15 protein-coding genes (1 of these 15 running past the window's edge) are annotated in these 14,798 nt (G+C 42.3%); 12 read left to right on the top strand and 3 right to left on the bottom strand.

Going from position 1 to position 14,798, the window contains the following annotated elements:
- The first annotated feature begins 31 nt into the window (after nucleotides 1–31).
- The 11 genes from G7035_RS23195 to G7035_RS23145 all read left to right on the top strand — a co-directional run bounded on the left by G7035_RS23195 (nucleotide 32) and on the right by G7035_RS23145 (nucleotide 9,780).
- Nucleotides 32–1,135, top strand: a complete 1,104-nt coding sequence (locus tag G7035_RS23195) for a DNA alkylation repair protein (RefSeq protein ID WP_019687211.1) — start codon at nucleotides 32–34, stop codon at nucleotides 1,133–1,135.
- Between the two features lie 177 nt (nucleotides 1,136–1,312).
- Nucleotides 1,313–2,902 carry an acetate--CoA ligase gene (locus G7035_RS23190; RefSeq protein ID WP_019687212.1) on the top strand — a complete coding sequence of 530 codons (1,590 nt, stop codon included), beginning with the start codon at nucleotides 1,313–1,315 and terminating at the stop codon, nucleotides 2,900–2,902.
- A 47-nt stretch (nucleotides 2,903–2,949) separates the two neighbouring features.
- Complete coding sequence (locus G7035_RS23185) at nucleotides 2,950–4,182, top strand: aminopeptidase (RefSeq protein ID WP_029515023.1); 1,233 nt, start codon at nucleotides 2,950–2,952, stop codon at nucleotides 4,180–4,182.
- Between the two features lie 246 nt (nucleotides 4,183–4,428).
- A complete protein-coding gene (locus G7035_RS23180) occupies nucleotides 4,429–5,019 on the top strand; it encodes a TetR/AcrR family transcriptional regulator (protein WP_019687214.1) in 591 nt (196 codons plus the stop codon).
- 18 nt (nucleotides 5,020–5,037) lie between these two features.
- Entirely contained in the window at nucleotides 5,038–5,664 is a 627-nt protein-coding gene (locus G7035_RS23175; protein WP_016819038.1) for an HXXEE domain-containing protein, read from the top strand.
- Nucleotides 5,665–5,783: 119 nt separating this feature from the next.
- Nucleotides 5,784–6,572 carry a DUF4309 domain-containing protein gene (locus G7035_RS23170; protein ID WP_019687215.1) on the top strand — a complete coding sequence of 263 codons (789 nt, stop codon included), beginning with the start codon at nucleotides 5,784–5,786 and terminating at the stop codon, nucleotides 6,570–6,572.
- A 144-nt stretch (nucleotides 6,573–6,716) separates the two neighbouring features.
- Nucleotides 6,717–7,244, top strand: coding sequence for a TetR/AcrR family transcriptional regulator (locus G7035_RS23165; RefSeq protein ID WP_019687216.1), 528 nt, complete (start codon nucleotides 6,717–6,719; stop codon nucleotides 7,242–7,244).
- 210 nt (nucleotides 7,245–7,454) lie between these two features.
- Complete coding sequence (locus G7035_RS23160) at nucleotides 7,455–8,045, top strand: sulfurtransferase TusA family protein (protein ID WP_019687217.1); 591 nt, start codon at nucleotides 7,455–7,457, stop codon at nucleotides 8,043–8,045.
- Nucleotides 8,042–8,557 (top strand): DsrE/DsrF/DrsH-like family protein, encoded by a 516-nt coding sequence (locus G7035_RS23155; RefSeq protein WP_019687218.1) that lies wholly within the window; start codon nucleotides 8,042–8,044, stop codon nucleotides 8,555–8,557. Before G7035_RS23160 ends, G7035_RS23155 begins: the two co-directional genes overlap by 4 nt.
- A 94-nt stretch (nucleotides 8,558–8,651) precedes the next feature.
- Nucleotides 8,652–8,918, top strand: coding sequence for a metal-sensitive transcriptional regulator (locus tag G7035_RS23150; protein WP_016819043.1), 267 nt, complete (start codon nucleotides 8,652–8,654; stop codon nucleotides 8,916–8,918).
- 181 nt (nucleotides 8,919–9,099) lie between these two features.
- A complete protein-coding gene (locus G7035_RS23145) occupies nucleotides 9,100–9,780 on the top strand; it encodes a YetF domain-containing protein (protein ID WP_019687219.1) in 681 nt (226 codons plus the stop codon).
- Nucleotides 9,781–9,905: 125 nt separating this feature from the next.
- On the opposite strand, the gene G7035_RS23140 is transcribed toward G7035_RS23145, so the two are convergent.
- From G7035_RS23140 to G7035_RS23130, 3 genes are read right to left on the bottom strand one after another with little or no spacing between them, the layout of a single operon-like run.
- On the bottom strand, nucleotides 9,906–11,012 hold the full coding sequence (locus tag G7035_RS23140) for a GerAB/ArcD/ProY family transporter (protein WP_019687220.1): 1,107 nt from the start codon (nucleotides 11,010–11,012) through the stop codon (nucleotides 9,906–9,908).
- 28 nt (nucleotides 11,013–11,040) lie between these two features.
- Nucleotides 11,041–12,243, bottom strand: coding sequence for a Ger(x)C family spore germination protein (locus G7035_RS23135; RefSeq protein ID WP_019687221.1), 1,203 nt, complete (start codon nucleotides 12,241–12,243; stop codon nucleotides 11,041–11,043).
- Between the two features lie 9 nt (nucleotides 12,244–12,252).
- Nucleotides 12,253–13,872, bottom strand: a complete 1,620-nt coding sequence (locus tag G7035_RS23130; RefSeq protein WP_019687222.1) for a spore germination protein — start codon at nucleotides 13,870–13,872, stop codon at nucleotides 12,253–12,255.
- Nucleotides 13,873–14,098: 226 nt separating this feature from the next.
- Here G7035_RS23130 and G7035_RS23125 point away from each other — a divergent pair, with 226 nt between their 5' ends.
- Nucleotides 14,099–14,798, top strand: the 5' portion of a protein-coding gene (locus G7035_RS23125; protein WP_019687223.1) for a trans-sulfuration enzyme family protein. Its footprint extends 461 nt past the window's final position; the window shows 700 of its 1,161 coding nt (coding positions 1–700); its start codon is at nucleotides 14,099–14,101; its stop codon lies beyond the right edge, outside the window.

Below are 14,798 nucleotides of genomic sequence, written 5' to 3'. Positions count from 1 at the left end.
GCTTACATTCATATTTAAAAGGAGATATACAATGGCTGAACCCTTAAAAAATATGTACACGGAGGAATTCCTTCGTCTATTCGGTGAAAGAGTACAGGCTGCATACAGTCCGTTCGACATTGACGGATTTATCCATCAAGTTATGGATAAAAAATGGGGAGAGCTGGAGCTAAAAGAACGAATACGGCGTATTTCGTTAACATTAGGGGCGTTTTTGCCCAGTAGTTATGAAGAAGCTCTTTCTATATTATTTGCCATTGATGAGTACTGTAGCGGATTTCCGTACTTGTTTTTCCCTGATTTCGTAGAGGTATATGGGCAGGGAGAAGAGCATTGGGACCTGTCCATGAATGCACTGGAGCGATTTACATCAAAATCCTCTGCGGAGTTCGCTGTGAGACCCTTCCTCCTGCGTGAACCAGAACGGATGATGCGGCAGATGATGACCTGGGCGGGACACCCCAGTGAACACGTCCGCCGTCTTGCCAGCGAAGGTTGTCGTCCACGGCTGCCTTGGGGACAGGCGCTGCCTGTCTTCAAACGTGATCCTGCTCCGGTATTGGCTGTATTGGAACTGCTGAAGGCCGATCCATCATTGTATGTACGTAAAAGTGTAGCCAACAACCTGAACGATATTGCCAAGGATCATCCCGATATTGTCATCGCAACGGCTCAACGGTGGAAGGGCGCACATCCTGATACCGACTGGATTGTGCGTCATGGCTGTCGATCCCTGATTCGCAAATCCATCCCTGAAGTGATGGCCATGTTCGGCTATGCGGATGATACGGATGGGGTGCCGCTGGTCACAGCAGCCTCTTTCACCACAGACCCTGCCGTATTAAAGATCGGGGATCACAGTGAACTGAGCTATGTGCTTCAGCTTCGAGAAGGTGAACCTGTACGAGTTCGCATCGAATATGGCATCGACTTTGTAAAGGCGAGAGGACAAGTTTCACGCAAACTGTTTTTGCTTTCTGACAAAACGGTCCCTGGAGGAACCCGTCTAACGGGTACACGAACACACCGGTTCGCAGACCTGACAACTCGTCGTCATTATGCGGGAGCGCACCGAATTGTGCTGCTCGTAAACGGGCAGGAAGCGGCTTCTACAGTGGTAGACATTGAGTTGTAGATTACAATAATAGTAAAGAAAAGAGTCTGTATTCAGGCTCTTTCTTTTTGTCGTTTGTTTTACAAATTTTATTTTTTTCCAAATAAATTAATTCTGGTATTAGAACCTGGTACTAAGACGTGTTATACTACATAAAGGAAGTTGCTCTTATCATATGTATAAAGGGGAAGGTATAATTTGACTGATCAGCAACAATGGCTTGCGCCTGAATATTACAATATGACTTCGGAAATGGAACACCATGAGGCTGGTAAGACCGCACTCAAGTGGTTAAGTGAGACAGGAGAATACGAAGAAATTACCTACGGAGAGCTTTTAAAAAAAGCAAACCGGCTGGCTGGAGGACTTGCAAGTCTGGGATTTAACAAAGGAGATAGAGTTCTGGTCGTAGTACCACGGCGTATTATTGCATATGTCATTTATCTGGCATGCTTGAAGCTGGGGCTTGCTGTCATCCCATCTTCAGAAATGCTGCGGGCCAAGGATATTGCATATCGCCTTCGCCATTCGGAAGCGCGTGCAGTCATTGCCTGGACCGGAGTAACAGGTGAAGTAGATAAAATAAGTGATGATTTGCCTGCTTTGGCTCACCGCATTGTAGTCCCCGGGGACCACACAGCAAATGCACCTGGTTGGATTGTGCTGGATGAGCTGATGGAAGGACAAGAAGATATTTTTGAAGCTGTGAAGACACACCGTGACGACATGGCCATTCTGGCCTATACTTCGGGTACCACAGGAAATCCTAAAGCTGTTGTACATAGCCATGGCTGGGGATATGCCCATCTGCGGATAACATCACCATGGTTGGACATTCAAGCTTCAGACATAGTATGGGCCACAGCCGCACCTGGCTGGCAAAAATGGATTTGGAGTCCGTTTTTATCGGTACTGGGAAATGGGGCGACTGGATTCGTATATAATGGTTCGTTCCGTCCGGGTCGTTATTTGCAGTTGCTGCAGCAATACGGAGTCCAAGTGTTATGTTGTACGCCAACTGAATATCGAATTATGGCAAAAATGGATGGTTTGGATCAATACGATCTATCCCTATTGCGCAGCGCAGTTTCTGCGGGGGAGCCGCTCAATCAGGAGGTTATCAACAAGTTTCAGGAGCAGTTCAACATTACGATTCGTGATGGCTACGGCCAAACCGAGAGTACGTTAATTATTGGAAATCTAAGAGACACACCTCTGCGCACAGGCTCGATGGGCAAATCCATTGCACCGGGACTTGTTGAGGTCGTAGACGAGGGTGGTATTCCGCTGGCTCCAGGGCAAGTGGGCGATATTGCAGTGCGTGCTGATCTGCCGGCATTGTTTCATACGTATTATCATGATCCAGAACGCAAATTAGCTAGTGTGCATGGAGATTATTTTGTTACAGGAGACCGGGCTCGAAAGGACGAGGATGGATATTTTTGGTTTGAAGGACGCGGTGATGATATCATTATCAGTTCTGGCTATACCATTGGTCCTTTTGAAGTAGAAGAAGCGCTGATGAAGCATGATTCTGTGCAGGAATGTGCAGCGGTAGCCAGTCCGGATGAAATCCGTGGACATGTTGTAAAAGCCTTCATCGTGCTCAAAGCCGGAGTAGAAGGATCACCGGAGTTAGTGAAGGAACTGCAACATCATGTGAAAACATGGACGGCACCTTACAAATATCCACGAAAAATAGAGTTTATCCAGGAACTCCCTAAAACCAGCTCAGGCAAAATACGGAGAGTGGAGCTGCGTGATTTGGAGAAGCAATCCGCACTGTAGTGATGAAGCCATTCAATATTATTAAAACGAAACAGGAGCGTGGAAAAATGAGTACATTTGAATCATTGTTGGAGCAATACGCAGAACTGGTCGTAAGAGTAGGGGTCAACATTCAGCCAGGACAGGCGTTGTTGGTAACTGCACCACTGGAAACTGTTGAGTTTACACGCCTGATTGTCAGCAAAGCCTATGAAGCAGGCGCTAAATATGTACAGGTAGAGTTTGAGGACGATTCCATTACACGCAGTCGTTTTGAACATGGTGACGAAGCCAGCTTTGATTACTACCCTGCTTGGAAGGCAGAGATGATGGAGAAATTCGCCGAAGAGGGTGGAGCTACGATAACGATTAAAGTGCCGAACCCGGATTTATATCAAGGTATTGACCCGGAACACGTTTCTCGCGCAACAAAGGCGGCGGCTACGGCGAGAGAAGGCTATGCTCACTATACGCGGAATGCTAAGATTAGCTGGTGTCTGGTTAAAGCGCCGACGAAGGCTTGGGCAGATAAAGTATTTGCCGATATAGCAGAAGAGGACCGAATTCGTGTCATGTGGGATACGATTTTCCAAATGAATCGTGTAGACGGCTCCGATCCAATTCAAAATTGGCAGGGACATTTAAACAATCTCGAACAGCTACAAAACAAGCTGAATCATAAAAACTATAAAAGTCTCCATTATCGTGCACCAGGAACAGATTTGAAAATTGAATTGGCCGAAAGACATATTTGGCGTGGTGGCGGCGGTGAAAACGCCCAAGGAATTTATACCGTGGCAAATATGCCGACAGAAGAAGTGTTCACAATGCCTAAGCGTACAGGTGTCAATGGTCACATCACAAGTACCATGCCGCTTAATTTAAATGGACAACTGGTAGATCGCATTACGTTTACCTTTAAGGACGGTAAGGTCACCGAATATACAGCAGAATCCGGCGAGCAGCATCTCACTCATTTGCTCGCTACGGATGAAGGGGCTAGCTATCTGGGAGAAGTTGCCCTGGTGCCGCACGATTCACCGATTTCCAATCTCAATCGCATCTTTTATAATACAGGTATCGACGAAAATGCCTCCTGTCACTTGGCCCTAGGCAGTGCGTATCCATTTAATATCGAAAATGGGACACAAATGAACCGGGAGGAGTTACTCCAGAACGGTGCCAATGTCAGCCTGACTCATGTTGACTTTATGATCGGCTCAGCCGAGCTGGATATTGATGGTGAACTGCAAGACGGAAGCACAGAGGCTGTGTTCCGCAAAGGAAATTGGGCAATTTAGTTTAGTCTTTTCTTAATCTCACTTCACTCAACCCGCAAACGATCTGATTCGTTTTGCGGGTTTTTTCATAGCCTAATTCTCATATCTTTACTTGTTTTGTGAAATGTAAAGTGCTAAGCTAAGTTCAAACAATAATTTAAACAGTGTTTTAAATATTGTTTTAATTTTTGCTTAAATTGTTGTTTTGCTTAAAGTAGTCCGTTTCATTTGTCCTTTAGGATTAAACTAAACAGGAGGAGGAAAAAGATGAGTCACCCAGACAAAAAACAACAGACCAAAGAAAAAATTCTACAGTCTACGCTGGAGTTTATCCAAAAGAAAGGTTTCGAGGCGGTTACAATCCGAAAAATTGCTGACCTGTCTGGTACTAATATTTCTCTAGTTAATTATTATTTTGGCTCCAAAGAAAATTTGCTCAGCGAAGCTATCGAAGTGATCCTAAACAGCTTTCAGCACACATTTTCTGTTTTGGACAATACAGCGATGCCCCCGCAAGATAGACTGAAACAATTTTTACTTAACTATTTACAGGTCATTCGCCAATATCCAGAGCTACTATCACGAATTATTGTGATGGGCAGCACGCCCTTTACATCTCAACAGGAATACGGAAGATTTTTAAACATAATGGGGTTTCCAAAGGTCCAGAACACAATCAAGGAGCTAACAGGTGAGCAACAGCCAGAGCGGTTGTTAGCTATGATGCTGCAAATATTCGGAGCCATTTTTCTGCCTGCACTGATGAGTCCAATTCTTGAATCTGGAGCAGTTGTGGAAATGCCTACAATAGAGGAACAATTAAACCTGCTGTTTGAAAGATATTTTGATCACAAATAAATCTTAGGGGTGAATGCCATGGATTTTTTGAGAAAATATTGGCAAGATGCAGGGGGCATCATCGGAGTGGCTGTATGTATTGTTTTGCTTATGAATTCAGCCATCTTATCGGATCTATCAGGTATACTGTGGTTAAGCTTTGTGGCTATTTTGTTTCACCAATTTGAAGAATACCGCTGGCCCGGATATTTTGCGGGTTTATTTAACAATGTTTTGTTTAAAAGTGAAGCCCCGGATCATTACCCCTTGAACACTCAATCAGCAATGATCATTAATGTGGCAATTGCCTATGTATTTTATCTACTCCCCGTCTGGTTTCCCCACGTAATCTGGCTTGGACTCGCACCTGTTTTGATGGGATTTTTTCAGGTCATCTGGCACGGAATTGTTGTCAATCTCAAAGCAAAAACTGTATATAATCCCGGTTTGTGTACGGCAGTTCTCCTGCATGTCCCTGTCGGAATCTGGTATATCCATGAAATTGTAAAGCGAGACATTCCTACGGCAATAGACTGGATTGCAGGCACAATCTACTTTGTTTTTGCTATATACATTTTTATTGTGAAAGGGAATATATGGTTGAAGAAGAGTGACTCCCCTTACGCCTTTTCTAAACAACAGCTAGGCGCTTACGATCGCAGGTAGGATGTATTAGAAATTTATAACGCTATTGTTTACAAGTTGGATACAAGTAGAGGTATTCTCGAAACGAGGTTCGGTTACACTTGGTTTGTACTCAAGAACAAGGAAAGAGTGATCTCATAATGAAACCTATACATCAATCTCGCAATCGTAAAAAGTTAGCTTGCAAGCTAGTCACTACCAGCGCTTTATTAGCAATCGGTTTTGCTGTAATGACAGGATGCGGCAATAGTGGAGAAGCAAGCTCAATTGCTCCATCTACAACAAAATCAGCCACACCATCTGCCAGTAATTCAACAGATCAGAATACAGACATCAATACAAATGAGCAAGATACTCCCAATAACAAGACGAATACAGATATCAGTAAGCCTAGTGCGGATGCAGAAAATTCCAAGAAACCTGGAAAAAAGTCTGATCAAGGTTCAACCTCGCCACAGCAGAAACCTGCTAGTAGTACAGCCACACCTGACAGTAAACACAGCTCCGCAGCTGCTATAATGAGCGCAGCCAAGCAGGGGACGTTGCCCAATCTGCCTAAAGGTCTTGGTCTAGGAACGAGCAGCGATCTGTTGTTCGAGCTATGGGGGAAATCCGATTCTGGTTCTACAGGCCCTATGAGAAGTTACGCTAAATATCATACAGATCTCATACTGGATGGAAGTGACAAAGTTACAGAAATTACTTCTTACGATCCACAATATAAGAAGTTGCTTATTAAACAAGTTATTAGCGAACTAGGCCAGCCCACAGAAACAATTGACACCTCTAAAGACACATCCGGCACAGCAGAAGCTAATTATACGATCAACAACACGTCAGATCTTAGTTATTATTTAATATTTTCTTATCAAACCAAAACGCAAAAGGTCAATTATGTTCGGTTTTACTTTAACACGATGACGCCATAATGGAGTGTGCCAAAAGAGTCGTTTCCATCATGATTAGGGAGGCGACTTTTGTGGTCGATTGCATTTTTAGAGTGTGACATTTATACTAATTAGTAATTGATTAATCACTACTAGGAAAATGTAACAAACAAAGGATGAGAAAATATGGCTAAAGCTACATCAACATCAATAAATCGCCAAAAGGAAATCATATCTGCTGCTATCGAAGTCTTTGCAGAGATGGGCTACTACCGAGCTACAACAGCCAAAGTTGCGGAACGGGCCAATATTTCTCAGCCCTATGTTTTCCGCTTTTTTGCTACCAAGGAAGCTTTGCTTATTGAAGCGTTGAAGGTTTCATTTGCACGCATCATAAACTCTTTTCACCAGGTCATTCATTCGGCTTCGTCTGAGCAGTTAGAGCAAGAACTGATTGCAGCCTATTCGCAAATTATGATGGACTATCGCAATGAAATCCTCTTACAAATGCAGGCGCAGACGATCCGTGAGGATGTGATTGTAAGTGTTATGCAGCAAGGATTTCGTGAAATTCATACAACAGTTTATAACGCTTTCCGGCAGGCAGATATCGAACATGCGATGGAAAAAACGATGCTTTTTTTGGCCAGAGGAATGCTATGTAATATCTCGATGTCGCTGGATCTACCAGAACTGATGAAAATAGACGATTAATTTTATGTATGCAGTAGAGTCGCGCTTTTGTGCGGCTTTTTTTGTTTGCTTTTAGTTAGTACAAGGCATAAATTCGTTAGTTTCTGAGCGAAAGAAGCTAACTAGGTTGACAAGGGAAGTGAGTCCCGTTATTCTTATACCCATAGGGGTATATGTATTAGGGGATTTTGCTAAACTAATCCCCCTCAAAAAACAGGCGGAGGTTATAGAATGTCATCAACTAACAATATCCAAGCAGATCATATTCTTGATTGCAAAGGGCTAGCTTGTCCAATGCCTATTGTAAAAACAAAAAAGGCTATGAATGACCTCGTTCCCGGAAAGATTATGGAGGTTCAAGCGACTGACAAAGGTTCATTAGCCGATTTTCAGAGCTGGGCTAAAAACACTGGACATCAATATTTGGGCACTCTCCAAGAAGGAGATGTCATGCGACATTATTTACGCAAAGCAAATCCGGCTGAAGTGAAGAAGGAGCAAATATTTTCTTCTACGATAAGCCATGAAGAACTACAAGCAAAATGTTCTTTAAAAGAGAACTTCATTTTGCTCGATGTTCGTGAACCCACCGAATTCGCGTTTAAACATATCCCTGGATCTAAACATATCCCTCTTGGCGAACTGGAGAACAGACTCGCTGAGCTGAATCTGGAAGATGAAATCGCAGTGATCTGCCAAGCTGGAGCACGCAGTGAAAGGGCCTGTCAGTTATTAGTTTCCAAAGGCGCTAAAAAAGTCAAATCTGTGCTTTCAGGCATATCCGACTGGGCTGGAGAGACTAAGGGGAGCGAATCCATATGAGTACAACAGCAGAAATTTATGCAAATAATCAAGAACATGCTCAGCCCAAAACAACGATTATATTATTCAGCGGCGAGCTGGATAAGGCGATTGCTGCATTCATTATTGCGAATGGAGCGGCGGTATATGATCATGAAGTAACTATTTTCTTTACATTTTGGGGACTAAATATATTGCGTAAGGATGAACTCATACGCTCCAATAAAGGAATGCTCGAAAAAGCCTTTGGCTGGATCATGCCTCGTGGACCCAAAAAGCTTGGGCTATCCAAAATGAATTTTGCCGGACTCGGTCCACAGATGATCAAGCATGTCATGAAAAAGCACAATGCGCTTTCCTTGCCGCAGCTTATAGAGTTGGCACGAGAGCAGGGCATCAAGCTCGTTGCTTGTACCATGACAATGGATCTATTAGGACTGCAGCAAGCAGAGCTAATAGATGGTCTGGAGTATGCTGGAGTGGCCGCCTACTTGGGAGATGCATTGCAGGGACAGGTGAATCTATTTATTTAGGGTATTCTATTTATTTAGGGTATTCTATTTATTTTTTTGGTTTATAATATACCTATACGTGTATATGGTAAGTCAAAAAAGGAGTGCATTACTTATGGATTACAATTACAGTGATGAACTGAAAACGCGCTTGAGAAGGATTGAGGGCCAGGTGCGTGGGGTGCTTCGTTTAATGGATGAGGGAAAGTCGTGCAAGGATGTAGTCAGCCAGCTATCAGCTGTACGCAACGCATCAGATAAAGCAATAGCCCAAATTGTAGCAGAAAATCTGCAACGTTGTATATTGGAAGAGCGAGAAGCTGGAGGAGATACAGATAAGCTGGTTAAAGAAGCAATTCAGCTGCTGGTGAAAAGTAGATAATTATGTGAATACACGAAAACAAAGAATATATAATAGCGGTAATTAAAAAAGTTCGCTGCCTATAGCTGGCGGTGGGCTTTTTTTCGGACAACTTTAGGAATGGAATAAGCCTCTGTTTATACAGAAGTGTACGAGTGTAAATAACCCATAAGAGAAATAACTTCTTTCGGAGGGTATATGTATGGAGGTATTTGTCACAATTGGTGTCAAATTGATCATCAGCTTTTTTGGCCTATGGCTTATTACTTTTATTACAGGTCGAAAAACACTCAGCCAGTTAACACCGCTCGATTTTCTGACCTCATTGGTATTAAGCGAAATTGTAGGGAATACGTTATATGACGATAAGGTGACGATCTGGCATCTTTTGTTTGCTCTGGCACTATGGTGCGCGCTGGCCTACTTTTTCGAGAAAGCGACGACCCATTTTGTGAAATTTGGATATATGGCAGAAGGTCGAACAGTGCTGCTCGTAGATAAAGGGCAGGTTAATCAAAAAATGCTGGAGAAATATGATATAGAATTTACACAGCTACTCTCCATGCTACGCCAGCAAAATATTTTTTCTCTTCGTGAGGTCTGGTACGCCACTCTAGAGACGAACGGTTCATTGTCAGTCATGCGCAAACCCGAATACGAGCCACCTGCTGCTCAGGATATGGGAATCGATGCACAGCCTGACCTTTTTTTTGTTACTGTCATTGATAAGGGAAGGTTGCTAAATGAATCTATGCGTGGGAAGTCAATCGATATTGAACAGATTAAAGTAAAGGTGCGAGAGCAGGGATATGATAGTATCGACGAGATTGCCTATGCAGAGTTTAGCGAGGATGGGACACTTCACATCGTGCCGATGAAATAGAAAAAGCACAATAAAAGAGGCTGAATACTTGAATGATAGACATACTATAGTTCTGCGCTTCTTACCGTGTATGGTGTAGCTGCTGAGATAGAGGTATAACTTCGGAGTATTGAACTACTCTCTCCTCATGAAGAGGGCTGTTTATTTGTCTTTTTTCTTTTTTTGATGACAATAACCACAAATAGTAATAAAGGGAGGAAGATTTGAAAAATAGGAAACCAGGAATTAATTATAATTTTTCGACCGATTACCATGTGATGAGTATAGTTAGGGGACAAAAAAGAAAGACCATAAATAAGTGCAGCAAGGGGAAGAATCCATTTTTTAAATCCGACTCCGGTTATTTTTTCTAGTCCTATAACGGCACCATTAAAAAATAAAGACATTTTGATGATCAAGCCAAGAAAAAGAAGCAAGGTGAAAAGGGCATCCATTCGTTCGAACACGTCTGCTAATTCAATCAACTGAACGGCTTCCAAAAGAGGAAGTGTGCTATTTGCGGCGATCTTGGGTCCGAGAACAAAAATTTCCAATTGATTAACAAATGTTAGAGCAAGTGCGGTTATTATATAGGCAAAGGAAACGGGTTTTGTGAGATTCCGCCCTTTATGTGCAAGCGGATAAAATACAAGAAATAACACAGTTTGTCCGAATGGAAAGGAGATCAGCTCAGGAATAGCGGCTTTAAATATGGGTTTCCATCCTTCCTCTAAAACCGGAAGGGAATTTTCCAAGTGAAAGAGACCAGTTGTCGGAATTAATATACTAATTATGGCGTATCCAAGTACAAAAAAAGGGAAAAGAAATAAGCAAAATAAGAATAATGCTTTGTAGCCGTAACGAACCGTGTTGGATACAACCACGATTGTGATCAAGATGATGATCCACAAGGGTGTTTGGCGGAGCAAAGTCATTACTGTCACCTCGCCTAAATCGCGTATGTTCCGAGAAGCTTCATATGTAAAATACATCACAAAGAGTAAGTTGATGAGTGTACCCACATATTTCCCAGTGTAACGGCGAAACAACATGAACAAATCTAATTCAGGATCTTGATGGTGAATTGCAAGATGGAGCATTAGCAGAAGTAGTCCTGCTAATGCTCCTATCAACATAACTAACCAAGCATCTTGCTTTGCTTCAGCCCCCATTAAAAACAAAGTTGTACTTCCAACTTCAAATAAAGACATACAAATAATCAGCTCGGATACTCGGATTGTATTTTGACGCATTACTTCAATTCACCTCTCCCTGTTTATTTCATTTCAACAGTTCGTTAAAAGATTTTTCGAATAATCCTGGACGCGCAAGCTTCATTTTAACATCTATTTTTATATCCATGTTTGCTAACTCCCTAGGCCACGTCTCTTTTATTTTTTTCCAGTCTTCTGGATACTTGTGATGAATTTTATTTCCAATACCAATAAGGTCGATATTCTTTTGCTGTAAGGCTTTCCAGCTTTCCTGAATCTGCAATTTGATTATTTCCGCTGCTTGCATCTGCAATTGATGTATACTTTGCATATCTTTCATTTCTCTTTGCGAAGAGGCTGACAGAAGATCACCGGTAGCTTTAACGTCAACGTTTAGGTAATAATGATTTAAATTCTTGATTGGCGTAACCTTAACCTTGGCTTTCCGGATGAGGAAAGCGGACGTAACATTCCCATCCACATAGTTTACAGTGGTATTTTTAATCTGGTTGTTTAACCATGAAACCCCTATACTTTCCTTTTCATTTAGGAAGCCGACTCTCTTGTCTTTCTGAAAAATGCTTAAGCCTGATAACTTGAGTTTACTTTTAGCGGAGGTTTCCTTGAAAACATCAACAGAGTCTAGTTTCTCCGGCTCGGAACCCTCAAGAGATATTTCTGGAACTCCGGCTGCACCACTATCGGAGCTAATTTTCGAAATAAATTCATACATGGATATTGCGGGGTAAATTGATCCTAATTTGCTATCTCTTTCTATAATCTTTTCTAAAGCTTGACCAGGAATTTTCTCTGGTGGTACAAGCTTTTTTAAAAAATCACGAGCCTCTCCGTTGGCAATGAATACTTTTACAGTTTCTCGTGAATCAAGATTGCGGAGGTAAATATCAATAATCTCTTCAATGCCTTGTTCTGCTGCTTTTTTTCCAATAACGAGTATATTATTTTGGGCAAAATATAGTTTACGTGAATATTCCAGGCTACTCTTCGTAACGGTCTCTCTCAATGTTTTTCCATGTGTAGAAAATGTATGTACAGCACTTTGCGATGCCCCAGTGGAAGAACCACCTGATCCAGTCGTCATGGCTGATGGAATTATAATTTGATAGGTATTGATCCAGTCGCCCTTATGTCCATCAATTCCAGTTGCTGTTGTGATGCCTAATTCGTTCAATTCTGTACGATCTACGCACCCTGTAAGTAATAACCCTGTAATAAACAGAACATAACTAACTCTTAATTGCCGCACCATTGATCTCTCCTATTTTTGGGTATCAGACTTGTCATTATTTTTAATTTTATCCGAATTAGCAGGGTATTGGTGAGCTGCCTGTCTTGTCTGGTTATGGCCTGTTTTTTCGCTAGGTCTAGTTTTCATAGCCCACCACGGAGCTCTGATGATAAGGTCCTTCATATTAGATTTAAAGGTGGGGCTGTAGGGCACAAAATAATCAACTCCGAATGATTTGAGAGATACAAGATGAACAAGAAGGGGGATAATTCCTATTAAAATACCGAATAATCCCAGAGCCCCCGCCAGTAGCATAAGTGCAAAACGCAACAACCTGACTGCTGAAGCCATACCAAAATACGGGATAACAAAGTTCGATATAGCAGTGAAGGCTACAACGATCACCATTGCACCTGAGACCAGTCCGGCTTGTACCGCTGCCTGCCCGATAACCAAAGCTCCTACAATGGAAACGGCTGGTCCGATGACCCGTGGCATTCGCACACCGGCTTCACGAATCACTTCAAACATCAATTCCATCATTAATGCTTCAATTAATGCAGGAAAAGGAGTTCCTTCCCGTTGAGCCATCAGCGTAATTAACAGCGTGGTGGGGATCATTTCCTGCTGGAAAGTCGTCAAGGCTATAAATAGAGAGGGAAGCAACAATGAGACTAGAAAAGATACCACACGAAGAGCCCTTAAAAAAGTTGAAATGTCATATCTCTGGTAGTAGTCTTCGGCCGTCTGAAAGAAATTAAAGAAGGTTACAGGTGCAATCAGAGCGAATGGCGTCCCATCAACCAGAACAGCTACTTGTCCGTCTAAAAGGCTACCTGCGACTGTATCCGGACGCTCTGAGTTTAGCATGGTGGGAAAGAGACTAAGTGGTTCATCCTGTATGAATTCTTCGATGTAGCCACTTTCAAGTATGCTGTCTGTATCAATGGATTGAAGCCGTTTAGTAATTTCATGCACTACTTCTGGATTAGCGACACCTTCAATGTAAGCTAAAATGATTTTAGTTTGTGTATATCGCCCAATAATATGACTATCAAATTTAAGGTCAGGTGTCCGCAATTTTCTTCTGATCAGTGTGATGTTGGTTGAGATATCCTCCGTAAATCCTTCTTTAGGACCCCGCACTACGGTTTGAGTACTGGGTTCCTGAATAGCTCGTCTTACTCCGCCGCCGATGGAAACTGCCAGGGCATATGTACTTCCATCGATAACAATGACAGCATTGCCGGAGAGGATGGATTGATAAATTTCATTTTGCGAGTGTATCATTCGAATATTTCCTGATGGGATTGTTCTTTTTATTAGCGAAACTGCGGTATTTTCTTCAAGCTTAAAAGAAGCTGCGGAGACCGGCTCTGTAATTAAGCCTTCCATTAAATCGGAAAGTAAGTTTTGGTCAATCAGCCCCTCAATATAACAAACGGCAAGATGTCCAGCATGGACAGAACTTTCCGAAAAATCACGAATGATAAAATCAGAGCTTTGTCCGAGTTTTAATTTAAGTAAAGATAGAGTATGTGTTAATAATGGATTTATGGGTTCTGAAGAGGCCTGCTGTTTGGATTTTTCGATATCCTGTGTGTACCTTTTTCCAGGCTTCAGAACATTTCTAATCCAACGTGTTAACACAAGTAAACCCCCTCTATATTGATAAAGCATATCTTTGCCCTGCAACCCAAAAATATACGCTATTTTTATGAATTGGATACTTAGTGAAAGACATTTGGCAGCCTCATAACTCCTTCGAAAATTAAACAGCACAGATCCAAAGCAATTTGTCTTATAGAATATTTGAGTCCCGAATTGAGGAGACTATCTCTTATGGTTTTGAAATTTCAGAAAGTGGTGATCAGATTTGAGTTTCTCGGATGATCAGCTTATCTGTCTCCGATTTGAGGACGAACTAGGGTATTTTGCTAAGGCTGCTGTTCCTCCTATTTATGAGACTGCTCCATTTTTCTTTGATACCTACGAAGACTATGCTGAAGCGGCTAATCATGAAAAGGAGCATTATGTCTATTCGAGGGGGACCAATCCTACCGTTCAGATTGCAGAGCAAATGATTGCTGCGCTAGAAGGTGGGGAGGACTGTAAGTGCTTTGCCTCTGGAATGGCTGCTATCAGTGCCGCTCTAATGTGTAGCTTATCTGCAGGGGATCATCTGATTCTGGTCGGACATATATATGAAACTTCCGTCAGCCTAGCCAAATACTTAACGAAGTTCGATATAAACTACACCATTGTACATTCGACTTCTACGGAAGCAGTTGCTAATGCCATCCAACCGCAGACTCGTTCTATTCTTATGGAGTCTCCTACCTCGTTTACATTCGATATGGTAAATATTCAGGAGGTAACTTCACTTTCCAAAGCGAAGGGTATACGCACAATCATAGATAATTCATGGGCTACACCCCTTTTCCAAAAACCATTGGAATGGGGCGTTGATATCGTCGTTCACTCCGCATCCAAGTACTTGGGGGGACATAATGATTTAATTGCAGGGGCAGTAATCGCTTCTAAAGAGATAATAAATCGTATGTATGCTGAAGAAT

It is taken from the genome of Paenibacillus polymyxa (assembly GCF_015710975.1).
In the GTDB taxonomy this organism is placed as follows: Bacteria; Bacillota; Bacilli; order Paenibacillales; family Paenibacillaceae; genus Paenibacillus; species Paenibacillus polymyxa.
This window is presented reverse-complemented; position numbering and strand designations above follow the sequence as displayed.